Source organism: Streptomyces sp. NPDC001890, from assembly GCF_042891445.1.
In the GTDB taxonomy this organism is placed as follows: Bacteria; Actinomycetota; Actinomycetes; order Streptomycetales; family Streptomycetaceae; genus Streptomyces.
Map to the genome: position 1 here is coordinate 1150676 of NZ_JBIATE010000001.1, position 19237 is coordinate 1169912.

18 protein-coding genes and 1 tRNA gene are annotated in these 19237 nt (G+C 72.2%); 11 read left to right on the top strand and 8 right to left on the bottom strand.

Annotated elements, in window-relative coordinates; genetic code table 11:
- Window positions 1–35: 35 nt before the first annotated feature.
- Both ACFYY1_RS05050 and ACFYY1_RS05055 read right to left on the bottom strand, forming a co-directional pair.
- On the bottom strand, window positions 36–2027 hold the full coding sequence (locus ACFYY1_RS05050; protein WP_388580924.1) for a hypothetical protein: 1992 nt from the start codon (window positions 2025–2027) through the stop codon (window positions 36–38).
- Between the two features lie 6 nt (window positions 2028–2033).
- Window positions 2034–2930 carry an SGNH/GDSL hydrolase family protein gene (locus ACFYY1_RS05055; protein WP_388580927.1) on the bottom strand — a complete coding sequence of 299 codons (897 nt, stop codon included), beginning with the start codon at window positions 2928–2930 and terminating at the stop codon, window positions 2034–2036.
- A gap of 193 nt (window positions 2931–3123) precedes the next feature.
- Here ACFYY1_RS05055 and ACFYY1_RS05060 point away from each other — a divergent pair, with 193 nt between their 5' ends.
- Both ACFYY1_RS05060 and ACFYY1_RS05065 read left to right on the top strand, forming a co-directional pair.
- Window positions 3124–4335 carry a PucR family transcriptional regulator gene (locus ACFYY1_RS05060; protein ID WP_388581524.1) on the top strand — a complete coding sequence of 404 codons (1212 nt, stop codon included), beginning with the start codon at window positions 3124–3126 and terminating at the stop codon, window positions 4333–4335.
- Between the two features lie 61 nt (window positions 4336–4396).
- Window positions 4397–5104, top strand: coding sequence for a class I SAM-dependent methyltransferase (locus tag ACFYY1_RS05065; protein WP_388580930.1), 708 nt, complete (start codon window positions 4397–4399; stop codon window positions 5102–5104).
- Window positions 5105–5137: 33 nt separating this feature from the next.
- Here ACFYY1_RS05065 and ACFYY1_RS05070 read toward each other — a convergent pair whose 3' ends face one another.
- On the bottom strand, window positions 5138–5485 hold the full coding sequence (locus ACFYY1_RS05070) for a hypothetical protein (protein ID WP_388580933.1): 348 nt from the start codon (window positions 5483–5485) through the stop codon (window positions 5138–5140).
- 243 nt (window positions 5486–5728) lie between these two features.
- Between ACFYY1_RS05070 and ACFYY1_RS05075 the strand changes: the two genes are divergently transcribed.
- From ACFYY1_RS05075 to ACFYY1_RS05085, 3 genes are all read left to right on the top strand, one after another.
- Entirely contained in the window at window positions 5729–6802 is a 1074-nt protein-coding gene (locus ACFYY1_RS05075; RefSeq protein WP_388580936.1) for a slipin family protein, read from the top strand.
- A gap of 90 nt (window positions 6803–6892) precedes the next feature.
- The gene (locus ACFYY1_RS05080; protein ID WP_388580938.1) at window positions 6893–9850 is read left to right on the top strand and encodes a DEAD/DEAH box helicase; all 2958 of its coding nucleotides are present in this window, start codon (window positions 6893–6895) and stop codon (window positions 9848–9850) included.
- Window positions 9847–11151 (top strand): SWIM zinc finger family protein, encoded by a 1305-nt coding sequence (locus tag ACFYY1_RS05085; protein WP_388580941.1) that lies wholly within the window; start codon window positions 9847–9849, stop codon window positions 11149–11151. The genes ACFYY1_RS05080 and ACFYY1_RS05085 overlap by 4 nt, the downstream gene beginning before the upstream one ends.
- Before the next feature lie 29 nt (window positions 11152–11180).
- Here ACFYY1_RS05085 and ACFYY1_RS05090 read toward each other — a convergent pair whose 3' ends face one another.
- Together ACFYY1_RS05090 and ACFYY1_RS05095 are read right to left on the bottom strand one after the other, a co-directional pair.
- Window positions 11181–11492, bottom strand: a complete 312-nt coding sequence (locus ACFYY1_RS05090; RefSeq protein ID WP_388580945.1) for a hypothetical protein — start codon at window positions 11490–11492, stop codon at window positions 11181–11183.
- An 82-nt stretch (window positions 11493–11574) separates the two neighbouring features.
- Window positions 11575–12090, bottom strand: a complete 516-nt coding sequence (locus ACFYY1_RS05095; RefSeq protein ID WP_388580947.1) for a DUF3574 domain-containing protein — start codon at window positions 12088–12090, stop codon at window positions 11575–11577.
- 407 nt (window positions 12091–12497) lie between these two features.
- Here ACFYY1_RS05095 and ACFYY1_RS05100 point away from each other — a divergent pair, with 407 nt between their 5' ends.
- Window positions 12498–13229, top strand: a complete 732-nt coding sequence (locus tag ACFYY1_RS05100) for a hypothetical protein (protein WP_072483100.1) — start codon at window positions 12498–12500, stop codon at window positions 13227–13229.
- 32 nt (window positions 13230–13261) lie between these two features.
- Window positions 13262–13347 (top strand) — tRNA-OTHER (locus ACFYY1_RS05105).
- Window positions 13348–13665: 318 nt separating this feature from the next.
- Here ACFYY1_RS05105 and ACFYY1_RS05110 read toward each other — a convergent pair.
- Complete coding sequence (locus ACFYY1_RS05110; protein ID WP_388580950.1) at window positions 13666–14283, bottom strand: peptidase; 618 nt, start codon at window positions 14281–14283, stop codon at window positions 13666–13668.
- 13 nt (window positions 14284–14296) lie between these two features.
- Window positions 14297–15508 (bottom strand): pyridoxal phosphate-dependent aminotransferase, encoded by a 1212-nt coding sequence (locus ACFYY1_RS05115; RefSeq protein ID WP_388580953.1) that lies wholly within the window; start codon window positions 15506–15508, stop codon window positions 14297–14299.
- 85 nt (window positions 15509–15593) lie between these two features.
- Between ACFYY1_RS05115 and ACFYY1_RS05120 the strand changes: the two genes are divergently transcribed.
- Both ACFYY1_RS05120 and ACFYY1_RS05125 read left to right on the top strand, forming a co-directional pair.
- Window positions 15594–16262, top strand: a complete 669-nt coding sequence (locus ACFYY1_RS05120) for a winged helix-turn-helix transcriptional regulator (protein ID WP_388580956.1) — start codon at window positions 15594–15596, stop codon at window positions 16260–16262.
- 107 nt (window positions 16263–16369) lie between these two features.
- Window positions 16370–16882 (top strand): cupin domain-containing protein, encoded by a 513-nt coding sequence (locus ACFYY1_RS05125; RefSeq protein WP_388580959.1) that lies wholly within the window; start codon window positions 16370–16372, stop codon window positions 16880–16882.
- Between the two features lie 94 nt (window positions 16883–16976).
- On the opposite strand, the gene ACFYY1_RS05130 is transcribed toward ACFYY1_RS05125, so the two are convergent.
- Window positions 16977–17342 (bottom strand): nuclear transport factor 2 family protein, encoded by a 366-nt coding sequence (locus ACFYY1_RS05130; protein ID WP_388580960.1) that lies wholly within the window; start codon window positions 17340–17342, stop codon window positions 16977–16979.
- A 43-nt stretch (window positions 17343–17385) separates the two neighbouring features.
- Here ACFYY1_RS05130 and ACFYY1_RS05135 point away from each other — a divergent pair, with 43 nt between their 5' ends.
- Window positions 17386–18570: a hypothetical protein gene (locus tag ACFYY1_RS05135; protein WP_388580963.1), complete on the top strand. Its 1185-nt coding sequence runs from the start codon at window positions 17386–17388 to the stop codon at window positions 18568–18570.
- 7 nt (window positions 18571–18577) lie between these two features.
- Complete coding sequence (locus ACFYY1_RS05140) at window positions 18578–19228, top strand: uridine kinase (RefSeq protein ID WP_388580966.1); 651 nt, start codon at window positions 18578–18580, stop codon at window positions 19226–19228.
- Window positions 19229–19237 lie beyond the last annotated feature (9 nt).

The following is a 19237-nucleotide window of genomic DNA, read 5'->3' on the forward strand; positions in this document are numbered from 1 at the left end:
GTCTGCATCCCTGTCGGGGGGAGGGGTGGGGGGTGTCAGGAGGCGGGGACGGCGGTGCACGGCGTGTTGCCGCAGACATTGATGACACGGCCGGTGGTCAGGAAGGTGGCCTTCTGCTGACGGGCGGCCGACGAGTTGCGGGGGTCCGAGTGCGGGTCGTGGCCGTGACTCGCCCCGGTGGGCGGGGTGTTGGTGGGCGGCGGACTGGGTGTGCCGCTGTCCCACACCGTCATCGCGGAGCCCCGGAGGGGCAGTTGGTCGCGGGTGACGGTCCCGATGCCCCAGTACGGGACGGTGTCCGGGCTGCGGCCCGGTGTCAGCGCGGGGGCGATCAGCCGGGCGCCGATGGTGCGCGCCTCCACGTCGGCCGCCGCGTTGGCGACCTGGTGGTCCCCGTACGCGATGTGCATCAGTACCCGATGGCGGTCGGTGAGGTGGTTCGCGTACCCGTTCGTCTCTCCCCGGTCCCACACCATCTGGAACAGCTGGAGGACGATCTGCTGGCGCAGCTTGTCCGGGTAGGACAGGTCCAGGACCTGCTGGAACGGGGCGAAGTCGGCGCTGCGGTTGAGGAGCAGGCCGTAGTTCATGCCGGTGACGCCGAGGACCCCGCGCCGGATGTCGGGCGAGGCGGCCACCAGTGCGCCGCCCAGGATTCCGCCCTGGCTGTTCCCGTCGTACCCGATGCCGTGCCGGATGTCGACGAGCGGGCGGCCGTCGGTGTCGCGGAAGGCCGCGTCGGTGGTCAGGCCGTCGCTGTGGATCAGGGCGCGGGCGAGGAAGAGGGCGTTCAGCATGCCCTGTTCGCTGCGTTCGGGGACGGCGGGGAAGAGGTTCGGGTCGGCGAGCGCGCCGAGCACCACGGGTATGTCCTCCTCGGCCATCCCGATCCAGTCCGTCGCGCAGAACGTGAAGTCGTGCTCCGCCGCCATCGCCTTGACGTTGCCCGCGCCGACCTCGGAGCGGCGGCCGAGGAGGCCGTGCCCGTAGAGGGCGGGGTGCGAGGGGGTGCGGAAGGCGGCGCGCGGTATCTCGCAGCGGAACGTGGCGGGCCGGGTGTTCGACGGGAGCCGCCTCGGCAGGCCGTCGCGGCCTCGGTGCAGTACGGAGCCGGGCGGGCCGCCGGGCAGGTTCAGATAGCTGGGCACTTCGATCCGGCCGGTCACCTCGCGGGCGATCCGGGGGTCCTGCTCGGCTGTGAAGTCGGTGACCCCGGTGACGGTGAACGCGGGGGAGCGGCCCCCGAGCCGGCGGAACGCGTCGTCACGGATGGTGAAGAGGTCGCCGGTGAGACTCCGGGTGCTCGCGACGGTGAAGTCCCAGGCCAGATACAGCCCTTCGGACCGGACCCCGGCCCCGCGCAGCGCCTTCAGGGCCGGACGGAGCTGACGCTGCCGGGCGTGCAGCGGATGCCCGGCGGGCAGCGGCCTCCCGGCGACGGCGGCGAACGGTTCGGCGGCAGGGACGGTCCGCCCCGCCCCGTCCTTGAGGTTCCGCAGGGCCACGGCGTAGTGGTGACCGTCGCGGAAGTTGCGCGCGGGACGGATCAGCAGGGCCCGGCGCGCGGGGTCGGTGGCGTTGGAGTCCGGCTCCGCCCAGTACGGCCACCGCTCGCCGGTCCGGGTGTCCAGCAGTACGACGGGGGCGTCCGGGGCCAGGGAGCGGCCGATGTCGGTGATCGGGGCCGCGCCGGTCGCCGCCAGGTCGAGGCCGGGGACGTGCGCGATCAGCGTCGAGCCGGGGGAGAAGCCGTCGGACCGGTTCCAGGCCGTCGGGTCGACGGTCCGGCCGGCCGCGGCGCGCGGCAGCGTGGTGGCGCCGAAGGACACGCGGCGGCCGGTGTCGGTGGCCGGGTCGGGCCGGGTGTACCAGTCGTTCGGGAACGGCAGCAGGCATTCGACGGGCGCCAGCGGGTCGCAGCCGGGCCCGGACGCCCCGGCGGCCGGTGCCGCGGAGGCGTCCGGGACGAGCAGGGCGGCGGCGCCGAGCGCCGCCGCCAGCAGCCCGCGCAGCAGGCGATGGAGCAACTTCGGTCAGCTCCCCTGGAGGCGCGCGCCGATGATGGCGGCGTAGTTCGCCTCACCGTTGCGATTGGGGTGCAGCGGGGCGGCGGCCGCGGTCGGCACGTAGCCCTCGACCCACTTGTCCGACGGGGCCTGGCAGGAGTCGTGGCCCTTGCTGGGCGTGGCCAGATCGATGTACTCGGCCCCGTGCGCGGCGCTCTGCTGGGCGATCACCGCGTTCATCCGGTCGACGCTGCCCTGGAGGAAGTCCGCGTCCACCGGGAGGACCGGCTGCAGCGGCCAGCAGCCGCCGGGCTTGATGTACAGGCCGTACCCCGTGACGACCACCCGGGCCTGCGGCGAACGCTGGTGGATCGCGTCCAGTACGGCGCCCAGCTTCGGCGCGAACTCCGCGATGCGCTGCCCCACCTGGTCCACGCCGCCCTCGTTGTACTTCTCCTTGCACGGGGTGGCGTTCGGGTCGAGGGTGGTGCACTTCTGCGCGATGCCGACCAGACCGGCGTCGTTGCCGCCGATGGTCAGCGTCACCAGGTCGGTGTCCGCGCGCAGCGCGTCGAACTGGGGCGGGGCCGAGCCCATCGGGATGTCGAGCAGCGACAGCGACTGCTTCTCGGTCATGTGCTTGGAGGAGGCGCCGCTGCACGTGACGTCGGTCAGCGACGCACCGAGGCGCGCGGCCAGTTCGTGGGGGTAGTTGTGCGTGGAACGGCCGCAGGCCACCGGCCCCGTGATGTCCGGGATGAGCGGTCCCGAGGCCATGGAGTCGCCGAGCGCGACATAGGACGTGGTGTCGTCCGTACCGGCCGCGGAGGCCGGGACCGCACCGGTCCCCACGGCCAGACCGGCCAGGGCGAGCGTGCCCATGATGGTTCTGACGGAACGACAGATGCCTTTGTTCTGCGGCATGTTCACGGAATCCTCCGGCGGTGGGGGGCGGAACGTGGCATGGCGTGTGACGCCGGTCATCATGCAGACTCGACTGCCGTCGTTTAACTGGTGGGTAACGCAGACTTCTGCGGGGGAACTTGTGACGCGTGACAATCGGCCGCTCGTGATCGCGGGGGAGCACGGTGTCCCGGGCGGGCCACGGGGCCGGCCGCTGTCCATCGCCGGGCGTCCGGTGGCCGCGCAGCTGCGCGCCCGGGTCCCGGCCCTGACCGGCCGTGTCGTCGCCCGGCTGCTGGCCGATCTTCCGGTCTACGCCGATCTGCCGCACGAGGAGATCTCCGGCGACATCGCCGACATCGTCCAGCACAATCTGCGGCTCTTCGCCGACGTGGTCGAGCACCGCCGCCCCGCCACGGACGCCGAACTCGCCCAGCAGCGGGACTCGGCGGCCCAGCGCGCCGAGGAGGGCGTGCCGCTGGACGCGATCCTCACCGCCTACCAGGTCGGCACGGCGATGTGCTGGCAGGAGACCGCGAAGGGGGCGCTGCCCGGCGATCTCGCCACCATTCTGGAGATCATGGACCGCATCATGGTCCTCCAGCAGCAGCTGACCTCCGCCGTCAGCAGCGCGTACCTGGAGGCCCGGCAGATCCTCGACAGCCAGGAACACGGGGGCCGGCACGCCCTGATGGCCGCCCTGCTGACCGGGGAACCCCTGGACCGCTTCGCCCACCGCGCCGGGCTGCGCCCGGCCGCCCGCTACCTCACGATGACGCTCGTGCTCGGCCCGCACCCCGACGAGCTGAACCAGTTGCCGGGGCCGGGCGCGGGCGTCGCGGCCCGGCGCAAGATCCGCCGGGTCCGCACGGCCCTCGACCACTTCGCCGGTACGCCGGCGCTCACCGCCCTCGACGCCTCCGGCGGCACGGTGCTGCTGCCCGTCGCCGAGCCGCCGCCGTGGCACGGACCCGGCGGTCTGTGCGAGCTGATCGAGGAGGCGACCCGGGCCGCCGGTGTCCCCATCACCGCTGCCGCGGAGACCGCCGGACCGGAGGAGGTGCCGGCCGCCGTGGCGCGCAACACCGAGATCGTCGACCTGATCGCCCGCACCGGCCGCCCGCCCGGCCTGTACCGGCTGGCCGATGTCCTGCTCGAATACCAGCTCAGCCGGCCCAGCGAGGCCCTGCGCGGGCTCGCGCAGCTGCTGCGGCCGCTGGAGGCGAAGCCGGAGCTGCTGCGCACACTGGAGACGTATCTCGAACTGGGCCTGGACCGGCGGGCCACCGCGGCCGCCCTGCACATCCACCCCAACACCGTCGACTACCGCATCCGCCGCATCGACCGGCTGACCGGCCTCTCCCCGGCCCGCCCGGCCGACCTCCAGCACATCAGCGCGGCACTGGTCGCGCGCCGCTCGCTGTGAACGGGAGGAGGGCGGTGTCCGTGGCCGGAACCATCGTCAACGACCGTACGTTCGTCCATACATGAGCGGACAACTCGTGCGTGAGGGATATTCAGGAACAGGGCCCGGTGCGATCACGCCGGACGGCTGCGCGGTCGAGCTGTACAGACGGCTGCCCGTCCGCGACGAACCGGATGTGATCGCGGCGGCGGTGCCCGCCGGAGCGAGCATTCTGGAACTGGGCTGCGGCGTGGGCCGGGTGACTCATCCGCTGATCGAGCGCGGCTTCGAGGTCACCGCCGTGGACGAGTCGGCACAGATGCTGGAGCACATCCGGGGTGCCCGCACCGTGCGGAGCCCCATCGAGTCGCTGGACCTCGGCGAGGAGCGGTTCGACGTGGTGATGCTGGCGTCGTTCCTGGTGCACACGAGCGAGGACCGGGTGCGTGACGGGCTGCTGCGGACCTGCCGCAAGCACGTCAAGGAAGGCGGTGTCGTGCTCTTCCAGCGCGAGGGCGCCGACTACCACACGAACCTGCCGAGGGAGCGGACCTATCCGGACGGATACCCGGGCGGGTACACCGTACGGATCGTCTCGGCGGAGCCCGTGGGGGACGGGGTGGACTCGGTGCACGCCGAGTACGTCTTCGACGACGCGCGATGGACCCAGACGTTCCGGTCGCGGGAGCTGTCGAAGGAACAGTTCGAAGGACATCTGGCGGCGGCGGGCCTGACCGTCGACCGGTATCTCACGGACGACGGAATATGGGTGCGCGCGGTGCCCGCGTAGCCGCCGGACCGGTGCTGAACACGGTCTGTCCGGTCAGTGGACCGTGCTGTAGCTGCGCCACGGCAGCGCGGAGAGCCCATTGACATCGCTGAGCATCGTCGCGAGGTACGTCGTCCCCGGGCCGGTGCAGTCGCGTGTGCGGTACAGGATGATGTCGACCAGGGTGCTGTTGTTCACGGCCCTGGCGCCCGAGGGGGCGAGGCGGTGGCACCCCTTCACGGACGGGCTGTTGACCATGATCACGGCGCCCCGCTCCGTCGTGTAGGTGATCGGCCCGACCGCGGTCCGGCCGAGGCCGGAGCAGCCTGCGACGGTGAGGGTCAGGAGCACGGTCCCGGCTGCGATGCCGAGGCGGCGGCGTCGGTGGGCGATCACGGGCATGGGCGGGTCCTCGTCTACGGAGTACGTGCTGACGCCGCAAACCCTGCCCCCTCGCCGGTGCCCCGGCATCCGGTGCGCGGCCGGGCGGGGGAGGGCCGCGCACGGCGGGGGCCCGTCCGTGTTCCTATTGATTGAGACTGGGCATACCGTGGTAGTAGCGGCTGATTCATACGATTTGCGCGATTGACGGAATTCGTTTGATTCGGTCGCATTCGGTCAGTTTTCGGCTGTCAGGGGGCCGACATGGTCCAGGATCTCGTGATCGCGGTAGTGGCGGCGGCCTCGGTGGGCACGCTGTACCTGGCCGCGGCGGCCAAGGTCGTCAAGCAGTACGAGCGGGGCGTCGTGCTGAGGCTCGGCAGGCTCCGTGACGATGTACGAGGACCCGGGTTCACCATGGTGATCCCCGGCATCGAGCGGCTGCGCAAGGTCAACATGCAGATCGTGACGATGCCGGTGCCGGCGCAGGACGGGATCACCCGGGACAACGTGACGGTGCGGGTGGACGCGGTCATCTACTTCAAGGTCGTCGACGCGGCGAGCGCCGTGATCCAGGTCGAGGACTACCGGTTCGCGGTGTCGCAGATGGCACAGACCTCGCTGCGGTCGATCATCGGCAAGAGCGATCTGGACGATCTGCTGTCCAACCGCGAGAAGCTGAATCAGGGCCTGGAGCTGATGATCGACAGCCCCGCGGTCGGATGGGGCGTGCAGATCGACCGGGTGGAGATCAAGGATGTCTCGCTGCCGGAGACCATGAAGCGCTCCATGGCCCGCCAGGCCGAGGCCGACCGTGAGCGGCGGGCCCGGGTCATCAACGCGGACGCCGAGCTCCAGGCGTCGAAGAAGCTCGCGGAAGCGGCGGGGGAGATGTCCGCCCAGCCGGCCGCGCTCCAGCTGCGCCTGTTGCAGACAGTGGTGGCGGTCGCGGCGGAGAAGAACTCCACTCTGGTGCTGCCGTTCCCGGTGGAGCTGCTCCGCTTCCTGGAGCGGGCACAGCAGCCCGGGCAGCAGCAGCTCGCGCCCGCGCAGCAACAGTCGGCGCCCGGACAGCAGCAGCTCGCGCCAAGGCAGCAACAGCCGCCGCCCCCGCAGGGCGCCGCCGCCCAGCCGCAGCCGCAGCGGCAGTCGCAGCGCCATGCGCAGGCACCCCGCCCCGCCCTGCCGCAGCGCCCCGCCCAGGCCAGGCGCCCGGCCCAGGCGCAGCCGCGACCCCAGCAGCCGTCGGCCGCGGCGTCCGCGCCCATGTCCGCACCGCCGCCCCCGGCCGCTGTTCCCGCCCGGCCCTCACCTCCGAAGCCGCTGGCCAAGCACTGAGGACCGGTTGTCAGACCCCCCGCCTAGACTCGCAGGAGTCATGAAGGCCGAGGCGATCAAGAGGATCGGCGCGGGAGCGGAGGGGGAGCGATGACCACGGCACAGCAGCAGCAGGACGCCTCCACCGTCCGTCTTCTGCGCTGTGCCGCCGTGTTCCTGCCCGCACCGCTGCCGAGGGACGGGAGCGTCGCCTTCTGGGATCCCGACGGCGGTCCCCTCCCGGAGCCGGGCGATCTCCGCGCACACCCCGCGGACCCCGGGAGCCCGGCACCCGGTGCGCGCTCGGCGGAGATCATTGTCGTCCGCAGGCACGGGCAGGGCGACGGCGTCCGCCGGCGCACGGTGCCCGCGGTGCTGCTGCCCGTCGCCGACGCGCTGCCGCTGCTGGTGCGGGCCCGGCACCAGGAGTCCGCCCACCCCGCCACGCGCTGCTGGGGCGCCGCCGCGCTCCAGGCGCTCAACCTGGCGGCACGCGGCAGACTGCTCCCCGGTCTGACGGGCGACGACCACGACGCCTGGCGGGCCGGGCCGCGCGACGCGGAGGACATCGCCCATCTCCGGGCGATCGCCGCCGCCATGCCGGCCGAGGGGCATGCGGTACCGCTGCCGGATTCCACCCCGCTCCGGCTCCCCGACCCCCGGTGGCTGCTCGGATCCTTCCTCGACGCGGTCGCCGACACCCTGCCCCGTACGCCCGCGGCGGCATACGCGATGGGCGCGCCCTTCGCGGCCCGCGAGGCCCAGCACCTGCCCGGAGCCCGTGACTGGGCGGTCGAGGTCGCGTCCGGTCTCGACGCGGGTGTACGGGTGTCGCTGCGCCTGGACCTGTCGGCGTACGAGCTCTTCGACACGGCCGATACGTACGACACCTCCGACGCCACCGCTCCCGGCGGGGCCGACGCCTCCGATACCTCCGGCCCCGGCCGCCCCGGCGCCGCGCGGCACGCCGCCGCGGCCGTCACCCAGGTGCACAGCCTCGCCGACCCGACCTACGTCACCGACGCCGCCGCGCTGTGGAACGGCGGGGCGGGCGAGCCGTTCGGCCCGCGTGCCAGGATCGACGCCGTCCTCGCCCTGCGCCGGGCCGCCCGTGTCTGGGCACCGCTGGAAAGACTGCTCGACCAGCCGGTGCCCGATGTGCTCGCCCTCGCGGAGGACGAGCTGTACGAACTCCTCGGCGATGCCGGAGCCCGGCTGGCGGCGGCCGGGGTGAGCGTGCACTGGCCCAGGGAGCTGGCCCGTTCGCTCACCGCCTCAGCCGTCGTGCGGCCCGCGCCCGGCGCGGCCACCGACGGCACCTCGTTCTTCGACGCCGAGCAGCTCTTCGCCTTCAACTGGCAGTTGTCGCTGGGCGACGAGCGGCTCACCGAGGCGGAGATGGACATCCTCGCGGAGGCCCACCGCCCGGTGGTGCGCCTGCGCGACCAGTGGGTCGTCGTCGACCCCGCGCTCGTACGCAAGGCACGCAAGCGGGAGCTCGGCCTGCTCGATCCGGTCGACGCCCTCGCCGTCGCCCTGACCGGCACCGCCGAGGTGGACGGCGAACAGGTCGAAGCGGTGCCCGTGGGAGCGCTGGCCGCGCTCCGCGAGCGCATCACCGCCGACCACACCACCATCGCCCCGCCGCCCGGCCTGGACGCCACCCTCCGCGACTACCAGCTGCGCGGCCTGGCCTGGCTGGACCGGATGACCTCGCTCGGCCTCGGCGGCTGCCTCGCCGACGACATGGGCCTGGGCAAGACGATCACGCTGATCGCCCTCCATCTGCACCGCGCCCGCCCCGAGCCCACCCTCGTGATCTGCCCCGCCTCCCTGCTGGGCAACTGGCACCGGGAGATCAGCCGCTTCGCTCCCGGTGTCCCCGTGCGCCGCTTCCACGGCACCGACCGCACCCTGGCCGGGACCGCCGGCGGCTTCGTCCTCACCACGTACGGCACGATGCGTTCCAGTGCCGCGCAACTGGCGGGCCACGGCTGGGGCCTGATCGTCGCCGACGAGGCCCAGCACGTGAAGAACCCCCAGTCCTCCACGGCGAAGGCCCTGCGCACCATCCCGGCCCCGGCCCGGGTCGCTCTCACCGGCACCCCGGTGGAGAACAACCTCTCCGAGCTGTGGGCCCTGCTCGACTGGACCACCCCCGGGCTGCTCGGCCCCCTCAAGGCGTTCCGGGCCCGGCACGCCCGCATCGTCGAGAACACCGGCACGGCCGCCGGGCTCGCCAACGACGAAGCGGTCGAACGGCTCTCCCGCCTGGTCCGGCCCTTCCTCCTGCGCCGCAAGAAGTCCGACCCGGGCATCGCCCCCGAGCTGCCACCCAAGACGGAGACCGACCACCCCGTCTTCCTCACCCGCGAGCAGGTCACGCTCTACGAGGCGGCGGTCCGCGAGACGATGGCGTTCATCGAGGCATCGGAAGGCATCGCCCGCCGCGGCCTGATCATGAAGCTGCTGGCCTCGCTCAAGCAGATCTGCAACCACCCCGCGCAGTATCTGAAGGAGGAGCCGACCCGCCTCGTCGGCCGTTCCGGCAAGCTCGCCCTGCTCGACGAACTCCTCGACACGATCCTCGCCGAGGACGGCTCCGTCTTGATTTTCACCCAGTACGTGACCATGGCCAGGCTGCTCGCCGCCCACCTCGCCTCGCGCGGCGTCCCCTCCCAGCTCCTGCACGGCGGCACACCGGTCGCCGAGCGGGAACGGATGGTGGACCGCTTCCAGTCCGGCGAGGTCCCGGTCTTCCTGCTCTCCCTCAAGGCGGCGGGCACCGGGCTCAATCTCACCAGGGCCGCCCACGTCATCCACTACGACCGCTGGTGGAACCCGGCCGTCGAGGAACAGGCCACGGACCGGGCGTACCGCATCGGCCAGACACAGCCCGTTCAGGTGCACCGGCTGATCGCGGAAGGCACCGTCGAGGACCGGATCGGCGAGCTGCTGGAGGCCAAGCGGGCCCTGGCCGACACCGTCCTCGGGACCGGCGAGGCCGCGCTGACCGAGCTCAGCGACCGCGACCTGGCCGATCTCGTCTCGCTCCGGAGGCCGGCATGAGCCCCCGCCCGCACACCGGCCACGATCCCCGTCCCGTCGCCCGCCCGCGCCCCGGCCCCGACGATCTGCGGCGCACCTTCGAGGCCGTACCGCCCCGCACGGGGGACGGCGACGAACCCTTCGCGGACAGCTGGTGGGGCCGTGCCTGGGTGGCCGCCCTGGAATCCCTCTCGATGGACGAGGCCCGGCTCTCCCGAGGCCGCACGTACGCCGACAGCGGCAAGGTCGCCGCGATCACCGTCACCCCCGGCCGGGTCGTCGCCTACGTCCACGGCAGCCGGCCCCGCCCCTACCGCTGCGAACTGCGGCTGCGGACCCTCGCCGATCCGGACTGGGACACCTTCCTCGACGCGGTCGCGGCCCGGCCCGGCCACCTTGCCGCGCTGCTCACCAAGGAGATGCCGCACTCGCTGGCCGACACGGCGGCCGAGGCCGGCATAGCACTGCTGCCCGCAGCGGGGGACCTCGACCCCGGCTGCTCCTGCCCCGACCACGGCTGGCCCTGCAAGCACGTGGCCGCGCTCTGTTACCAGATGGCGCGACTCCTGGACAGCGACCCGTTCGTCCTCCTGCTGCTGCGCGGCCGGGGCGAACGGGAACTCCTCGAAGAGCTGGGCCGCCGCAACGCCGCCCACTCTGCGCGGGAACGCCCCGCGGCCCCCGCCACCCCCTCCGTGCCGGCCCGCGAGGCCCTCGCCGACCGCTATTTCCCACCGCTCCCCGCCCCGCTTCCGGTGCTGCCGCACCCCGCGCAGCCGCCCTCGTACCCGAGCCTGCCCGGCGCACGGGACCCGCTGGCCCTGGACCACCTCGCCACGGACGCGGCGGCCCGCGCGCACGCGCTCCTCACCACCGGCCTCGACCCGCTCGCCGGCCTCACCCCCTGGCAGGACGCGGTACGGCTGGCAGCGTCCCGTCCCACCGCCGGGCTCACCGCCACCACCCGCGCCCTCTACCGCGAGCTGGCCTACGCCACCGGCCGCACCACCACCGACCTGGCCCGTGCCGTCGCGGCCTGGCGCCAGGGCGGTGCCGGAGGACTGGCCGTCCTGGAAACCCCCTGGGACCCCCCGGCCGGTCCCTTCGACCGGGCCCGTCCCGCGCTCGCGGCCGCCGGTTTCCCCCGCTTCCAGCCCTGGCGCAACCACCTCACCCACCCCGGTGGCACACTTCAGCTCCGCTTCGGACACGACGGCCGCTGGTACGGCTACGAATCCGAGCCGGGCGAGGACGACTGGTGGCCCCGTGCCACTCCGGACACCGATCCGGTGAGCGCGCTCATGGAGCTCGGCGGGGCCTGAATCCGGCCGGCACCGGTACCGCCCCGCTCTCAGGAGTTCTGCAGATAGACGAAGAGAGCGATCAGCAGCACGGCGACGATCGGCAGCATGATCAGCCGCGCCTTGCGGAACCCCTCGTTGTCCTGCTGGGACAGGCCCTGGTCGGCACCGTGCACCGATGCCAGATGCTCCCCGGCCATGTCGACGATCTTCTTCATGGTCAGCAGCGACGGCGACCAGTCGCAGTGGGTGCAGACGAGGAAGTCGCGGTACGGGTCGTACCGGAAGTCCCGCTCGATATTGACCGTGAACACCTGACCGTCCGGTGTCGTGGCCGTGAAGTGGCGTACTGGCGTGCCCATGTGGATCGTCCCCCGTTCGGCGCGTGAGTACGGTCCCGTACCCGGCCGGGGCACACTACCCCGACCGGGCGAGCGCCCGGATTCAGAAGTCGGCGGTCGTGCGCTCTTCGAGCCGGGCCACCGAGTCCTGGGCGTAGGCCTTCTCGTAGGCGTCACGGATCCGCTCGATCCGGGCATCGCGCACGCGGGCCTCGGACGCGGGGTAGAGCAGGGTCAGTTCGTAGCTGCGCTCCCGTTCGATGACACCGTTGGAGTCCCGCCACTGCCCCCGGCCGTCCTGGATGGTCAGCCCGTCCGGGAAGCGCGGCGTCACCTCGTCGTCGATGAATGCCAGGAACTGGCGATCCGTCACAGCAGGTCCTCCATCGGGGCGTTCGGTGCCGAAGAGGAGCCGGGTCTCGATGTACGCACTTCCGCGCGCGGCAAGGGCCGACGCCTTGGACCGCGAGGCCGCGGGGGCTTCGTCGCCGAGCGTGGCGGACGCGACGGGTGTGCCCACGGCCAGTACGGCCAGCGTGACGGCCGTCGTGGTCAGCGCGGGGCGCCGCTTCGGGCCGGTGCGGCCCTTGGCGACGGGGAAGCGGGGGATACGGGACAAGGCGGGGCCCTTCGTTCGGCGCCTGGTGGAGGCGGTGACGGGTGGTGTCCATACGCGGGTGGTGTCCATACACGGGTGGCGTCCGCACACGGCTGGTGTCCGTACGTGCCTGTTGTCCGCACGTGGCTGCTGTCCGCACGGCTGGTGTCCGCACACGGGTGGTGTCCGTATGGGGATGCCGGCGGAGAGCCCGCGAGCCGGGCGGCGCGGACACGCGGGCCTCACTGTGACAAGCGGCCCCCGCCGGACAGCGGCAAGGACATGGGCGCCCGGCGGAAACCACTCGTACGGGTCGGTCCGGGGCGAGGGCGACCTCACCGTGGCGCTTCCCGCCTGAACCGGTCCGCAGATCGGGCCGTATGAAAAGCGTTTGGTCCGGCCGAGTCGGCGCTGCTAGCGTCCCCGATGTGGCGAAACTCAATCAGATCATCGCAGTGGAGAAGGGCGTCAAGTCCAAGGCTCACCAGGACCTGACGGCGGCCCATCACGGCCTCCAGAAGACCGGCCTGCTGGCCGGTATCTCCCGGACGTACCAGCCGAAGGACGAGGAGGGCGAGCAGCTGCCGCCCGAGTCGACGCTGGTGCAGATCAAGGCCGAGGACGTGCTGCGGGAGACCGCGGCGACCCTGACCCGGCTCTTCGATGTGACCGCCACGAAGGACTGGGCCAACTGCACGGCCCGCGCGGACGTGAAGGTCGACGGGCGGGTGCTCGTGAGCGACGTGCCGGTCTCGTATCTGCTCTTCCTGGAGAAGCAGTTGACGGACCTCAACACCTTTGTCCGCAAGCTGCCGGTCCTCGACGCCGCGGAGGCCTGGACCCAGGACCCGTCGACGGACTCCTGGAAGACCGAGCCGGTACGGACCCTCCGCACCAAGAAGGTGCCCCGCAACCACGTGAAGGCGGAGGCCACCGACAAGCACCCGGCGCAGGTCGAGGTGTACTACGAGGACGTCCCGATCGGGTACTGGACGACGGTGAAGTTCTCCGGCGCCCTTCCCGCGCGGCGCGTCAACGAGCTGCTGGACCGGGTGGAGAAGCTCCAGCAGGCCGTGAAGTACGCCCGCGAGGAAGCCAACGGCGCGGACGTCACCGACCAGCGGGTGGGTGATGCGGTATTCGGTTACCTCTTCGGGTGACCGACCATTGATTCCCCGGCCGACTCATTTCGGCCGGGGTGCGCCAGGAGCGCAAGCTGAAACTGAAGCTTGTCGTGACGACGCGGTTCCAGTGGAGGTTCGAGTCCTCCCCCCGGCACTCCGTGCGCCCCGGCGCACCAACGGGCCGGGGTGGCCCAAATGGTAGAGGCAGACCGCGATCAATCTCAGACTCTTGCTCCAGACTCAGCATTCGCCACCCAACGCCGAATCAAACGGGCCCGTGCCCATGTGCGTCGAGATGCCGGTTCGACTCCGGCCCGCGGAGCTTCGATCTGCGGTCGTCTAAAGGCAGGACGCGGCGACATAAACCTGACACGGGTCCTTAAAAGTGTCGGCGTGCCGAACGGGTGGCACACCAGGGCTCGGGGGTCGGCTACACCCCCGGGCCCGCTCCTGTCTCCGGACGGCGCTCCGCTCACGCGCTCGCGGGCAGCGACACCCCGCGCCCGGCGAAGAAGCGCTCGAAGTCGGGCAGCGCGAGCTCCGCGGTCCGGGTCTTCGCCGTCGTCCCCGACGGGTTGTGGAAGTGGACGCCCCCGCCGTCGGCGGTACGGGACGTCAGCAGCACCAGATGCCCGCCCCGCCCCGGAGCGGGCCGCTCCGGGTACCGGATGCCGTAGTGCACCGAGGCCATGACCGTACGGCCGCCGTCCAGCAGGCCGAGGATCTCCTCGGGCGAGAGATGGCGGTGCACCGTGGCGTCCACGCCGTGTACCTCGCGTGCGTACTCGGCGAAGGGGGCGTAGATCAGCCCGCGGATCTCCCCCTGCGCGTCCTCGGTGTACGCGCCGTATCCGAGCGCCCCGTCGCGCAGCGCGAACAGGGACGGGGCCCCGGCGCCGAGGGCCATGCGCAGGCAGGTCATACCGCACAGATGGCCTGACCAGCGCGCGTACTCGGCCGGTGACGCCGCGCCCGAATCCGCCCAGGCCGGGTCGGTGGCCGGATCGAGCCCGTCCTCCACGATCGGGCCGACCAGCCCGAACGAGGCGAACTGGGTGTGGACGGGAAAGCTGCAGGTGGAACAGGTCACCGAGGGCGTCCGATCACTGGCGGTATCCGGTCAGGAAGCGGCCGATGCGGCTGATCGCCGCGTCGAGATCGTCAGCGTACGGGAGCGTGAGGATCCGGAAATGGTCGGGTCGCGGCCAGTTGAAGCCGGTTCCCTGCACGACCTGGATCTTCTCCCGCAGCAGCAGATCCAGCACGAACTTCTCGTCGTCGACGATGCGGTGCACCTTCGGGTCGAGGCGCGGGAACGCGTACAGCGCGCCTTTCGGCTTCACGCACGACACCCCCGGGATCTCGTTCAGCTTCTCCCAGGCCCGGTTGCGCTGCTCGTACAGCCTGCCGCCCGGCGCGACCAGCTCCCGGATCGACTGCCGGCCACCGAGCGCGGCCTGAATGGCGTACTGCGCGGGCGCGTTGGGACACAGGCGCATGGAGGCGAGCGTGGTCAGCCCCTCCAGATAGCTGCGGGCGTGCTGCTGCGGGCCGGAGACCACCATCCAGCCGGAGCGGAATCCCGCCACGCGGTACGTCTTCGACAGGCCGCTGAAGGTGAGGCAGACCAGGTCGGGGGCGAGGGCCGCCACGCCGTGGTGCTCGGCGTCGTCGTACAGGATCTGGTCGTAGATCTCGTCGGCGAACACCATCAGGCCGTGCCTGCGCGCCAGATCGAGGATGCCTTCGAGGATCTCGCGCGGGTAGACGGCACCGGTCGGATTGTTCGGGTTGATGATCACGACGGCCTTGGTGCGGTCGGTGATCTTCGAGGCCATGTCGGCGAGGTCGGGGTTCCAGTCCGACGCCTCGTCACAGATGTAGTGCACGGGCTTGCCGCCCGCGAGGGTCACCACCGCGGTCCACAGCGGGTAGTCGGGGGACGGTACGAGCACCTCGTCGCCGTCCTCCAGCAGCGCCTGGACGGCCATCGAGATCAGCTCGGAGACGCCGTTGCCGAGGAAGATGTCGTCGACCCCGACGTCCGCCAGCCCCATCGCCTGGTAGCGCTGCGCCACCGCCCGGCGGGCGGACAGGATGCCGCGCGAATCCGTGTAGCCATGGGCCTGCGGAAGCATCCGGATCATGTCCTGGACGACCTCCTCCGGCGCCTCGAAACCGAAGAGCGCGGGGTTGCCCGTGTTGAGCCGGAGCACGCTGTGGCCCGCCTCCTCCAGGGCGTTGGCGTGCTCGATGACCGGGCCCCGGATCTCGTAACAGACCTCGTTGAGCTTGCTGGACTGCCGGAATTCCATGCGGTGCCTCCCCGACCCGATTGCGATACTTGGTTTTACCAAGCTCGGGCTTGGAAAGTCCAACAACATGTCTAGACTGCGTCGCATGCCACGTCAGCCACAGCCCGCAACGCGCCCGGTCCGCCGCCGGAGTTACGACCAGTTCTGCGCCACCGCACGCGCCCTCGATGCCGTGGGCGACCGGTGGACGCTGCTGATCGTCCGTGAACTGCTGGCGGGCCCCCGCCGCTACACCGATCTCCACGCCGACCTTCCCGGCGTCAGCACGGACGTGCTCGCCTCCCGGCTCAGGGACATGGAGCAGAACGGCCTCGCCACCCGCCGCCGGCTCCCGCCGCCCGCCGCCGCCTCGGTCTACGAGCTGACCGAGCGCGGCCACGGACTGATGCCGGTGCTCGCCGCGCTCGCCGAGTGGGGCGCGCCCGCGCTCGCCGAACGGCGGCCGACCGATGCGGTGCGGGCCCACTGGTTCGCGCTTCCGCTGCTGCGTGCGCTGGACGGGCCGGCCTACGAGGGAGTCGTCGAAGTGCACCTGGACGAGGGCGAGTTCCATGTGCGCGCCGGTGGTACGGAGGACGGAGCGGCGGTGTACGGGGACGGCCCCGCCGACCGTGCCGACGCCCGCATCGCACTCGACGTCGAGGTCTGCCTGGAGCTGGCGCAGGGCGGGCTGACCCTCGCCGAGGCCGTCGAGGACGGACGCGTCGAGGTGTCGGGCGACGGACCGCTCGCCGCTGCGCTGCGCGGCGACTGACGGGGCGGTGGTTCCCTGTCCCGACTCCCGCATGGATCATGGGTGTCGGCCGGTCCGGGGTGATCAGGCGATCACCGGACGCAGACGCAGACGCAGAGGAGTCGGGTGTGCGCAACGGTGATGCACGGCGAAGGGACGAGAAGAAGCGGTGGGCGGGCCGGGGACGGTCCGGCAAGGCCCTGGTCCTGGCCGGCTGCGTGGCCGCGCTCGGCCTCGTGCCGTCGGCGGCCGTGGCCACACCGGGCAGCGGGGTGAGCGGCACCGTGCTCGCGAAGGGCACATCGACGGGAAAGCTGAACGTGCGGACGCCCAACGGCCGCACCGATGTGACCTTCCGGACCATCACGATCGAGCCGGGCGGCTCCACCGGCTGGCACACCCACCCCGGTCAGCTGATCGCCGTCGTCAAGTCCGGGACGCTGACGCGTGTCCTGGACGACTGCTCGGTCGAGGTGACGCCCGCGGGCTCGACGCTCATCGAGCAGTCCGGGACCGACCACCGGCACATCGGACGCAATACGGGGACCGAACCCGTCGTGCTCTGGGTGACCTATCTGCTGCCCGAGGGCAGCGAACTCTCCGACGACGCCGAGGCGGTGGACTGCGGCGCGAGGAAGTAGCGCGCGCCGCTCGTCCACCGGAAGCGGCGGCCGCCGGCGGGTTCCGGGCCTGCCGCCGCTGTCGGTCGCCGCTGTCGGTCGCCGCGGTCGGTCGTCAGTTGGCGAGCGTCTCGCCGTACGCTCCGAAACCGGAGATCACCAGGCCGTCGCGGAAGGTCAGCACCTCGCTGACCCGGCCGCCGATCTGGTTGCGGTAGTCGATCACCAGGGCGTGGACGCTCACCCGGACGTCCACCAGCTCGAACTTCAGCTCGGGGATGCGCTCCAGGCCCGTCGCCCAGTAGGCGCGCAGGGCCTCCTTGCCGTGCACCGTGCCCGAGGCGTCGCCGGTCATCTGCGCGATGACCGGCGAACTGAACGTCACGTCCTCGTGATAGTGCGTCAGAATGCGGTCCAGATCATGGGAGTTCCAGCCGTCCAGCCACTCGGCGGCGAACGTGCGGGCGAATTCGAGGTCCATGGGGAAGATCGTAGGCGGCCACGAAGCAGAGAGAACGGCAATCATGAACGGGGAGAGTGCGGCCATCAGCGGGGAGAATCCGCGGGACGGGGCGGGCGAGGGCGGACTCGACCCGGCGCGGCGCGCCGCGTTCGCACAGGATCTGCTGCGGGCGCTCACCGCGCACTGCCCCGGCTCGCGGGCAAAGCTGCGGGGCTCGCTCGCCCGCGGAACAGCGGACGCGTACAGCGACATCGACATCGTCTGGACCGTGCCCGGCGGCCGGTTCGCCCCCTGCCTCGCCGCTGTCCGCGACGTACTCGAATCGGTCGCGCCCCTGGAATCCCTGCGCACGGACCCCGATGCGCGCAACTCCCGCGAGCGGCGGCTGCTCTTCGCCGCCTTCCGCGGGCTTCCGCTCTTCTGGCGCGTGGACCTGGAGGTCGTGTCGTCACCGCCCGCACCGGGCGAGAGCCGTCCCGCCTCGTGCGGTGACGACTGGTCGGGCCCGGCGAGCGCGCTGGCCAACGCGGTCGCCGCGACGAAGGCCGTACTGCGCGGGCAGCCGCAGAACGCCCAGGGGCTGCTGGAGCGCGGCTTCCGGCGCATCGACGCGCCGGACGGCGTATCCGGACGGTGGTTCGCCGACATCCGCAGGCTCGCCGAAACCGCGGCCCGCCGCGAACCGGGCCTGCGCCCGCTCGCCGACCGCGTGCTGCGCCTCACCGACAGCCACCGGGCACAACTCCTGTGGCGGACGCTTCCCGCGGCCGTACGCGAGCGGGTCGACGAACTGGTCCTGGCGGGTCGGAACATCCAGGCCGTCCAGGCGATGCGGGAGAGCGGCATCGACCCCCGTCCCGAGCTGCACGAATGCGCAGAGGTGCTCGACGGGCGCCAACGCGAGCTCGCCGACCGCCTGCCGCCCCCGGCCCCGCGGGACGTGGGCACCCTGGCCGGGGCCGTCGGCGCCCTGTCCCGCGATCCCGTGGCCGTCGAGGCGGTCTGGGACGGCGACACCCGGGGCTGGATCGTGGTGCTGACCGCCGTCCTGGCCGAGCCGTGGGAGAGCGTTGCCCTGGCCGGCTTCCGGATCGGCGCGGCGGGGACCGGCGAGGCGGCGCGGACGGGCCGGGAACTGGCGGCGCGGCTCGGCATCCCGTTCCGCTTCGCGAGCCCCGACGAACCCGACGAGGACGCCCCTCGCTGGTGGGACGTCCGGCACCGATCACCGGCCCCGGGGCGATGATGGGCGGGTGCGATTCGAAGCGATCACCTGGGAGCGGCTGGCCGAAGCCTTCGCCGTACGCGCCGACACCCTGGAGCCCGCCGACGGCGGCCCCTGGCCGAAGGTCGCCGTCGACGGCGCTCCGGCGGCCCGTACCGGGGAGCTGGCCGAGCGCGTGGCACAGGCTCTGCGGGTCCGGGGCCGGGCGGTGCTGGTCGTGTCCACCGAGGGGTTCCTGCGGCCGGCGAGCCTGCGGTACGAGTACGGCAAGGAGGATCCCGACTCGTACTACGACAGCTGGTTCGACACGGGCGCGCTGTGGCGTGAGGTCTTCGGGCCGCTGGAGGCCGGCGGGAGCGGGCGGGTGCTGCCCGATCTCTGGGATCCGGCGACCGACCGTGCCACGCGGAGCCCGTACCGGCCGCTGCCCGAGGGCGGGGTGCTGGTGGTCCACGGGCCGTTGCTGCTGGGGCACTGGTTCCCGTTCGACCTGAGTGTCCATCTGCGGCTGTCGCCGGGTGCGCTCCGGCGGCGTACCGGGGAGGCCGAGCGCTGGACGCTGCCCGCTTTCGCGCGGTACGAGGACGAGGCGACGCCGGGCGACCACGCGGACGCGGTCGTGCGCGCCGACGACCCGCTCCACCCGGCCTGGACCGGATGGCGCGGGGCGACGGCGTGATGCCACGGC

Coding starts and splice junctions, on each gene's coding strand:
- ACFYY1_RS05055 (WP_388580927.1), bottom strand. CDS start 2,930: ATGCCGCAGAACAAAGGCATCTGTCGTTCCGTCAGAACCATCATGGGC.
- ACFYY1_RS05065 (WP_388580930.1), top strand. CDS start 4,397: ATGAGCGGACAACTCGTGCGTGAGGGATATTCAGGAACAGGGCCCGGT.
- ACFYY1_RS05070 (WP_388580933.1), bottom strand. CDS start 5,485: ATGCCCGTGATCGCCCACCGACGCCGCCGCCTCGGCATCGCAGCCGGG.
- ACFYY1_RS05075 (WP_388580936.1), top strand. CDS start 5,729: ATGGTCCAGGATCTCGTGATCGCGGTAGTGGCGGCGGCCTCGGTGGGC.
- ACFYY1_RS05080 (WP_388580938.1), top strand. CDS start 6,893: ATGACCACGGCACAGCAGCAGCAGGACGCCTCCACCGTCCGTCTTCTG.
- ACFYY1_RS05085 (WP_388580941.1), top strand. CDS start 9,847: ATGAGCCCCCGCCCGCACACCGGCCACGATCCCCGTCCCGTCGCCCGC.
- ACFYY1_RS05090 (WP_388580945.1), bottom strand. CDS start 11,492: ATGGGCACGCCAGTACGCCACTTCACGGCCACGACACCGGACGGTCAG.
- ACFYY1_RS05115 (WP_388580953.1), bottom strand. CDS start 15,508: ATGGAATTCCGGCAGTCCAGCAAGCTCAACGAGGTCTGTTACGAGATC.
- ACFYY1_RS05120 (WP_388580956.1), top strand. CDS start 15,594: ATGCCACGTCAGCCACAGCCCGCAACGCGCCCGGTCCGCCGCCGGAGT.
- ACFYY1_RS05130 (WP_388580960.1), bottom strand. CDS start 17,342: ATGGACCTCGAATTCGCCCGCACGTTCGCCGCCGAGTGGCTGGACGGC.
- ACFYY1_RS05135 (WP_388580963.1), top strand. CDS start 17,386: ATGAACGGGGAGAGTGCGGCCATCAGCGGGGAGAATCCGCGGGACGGG.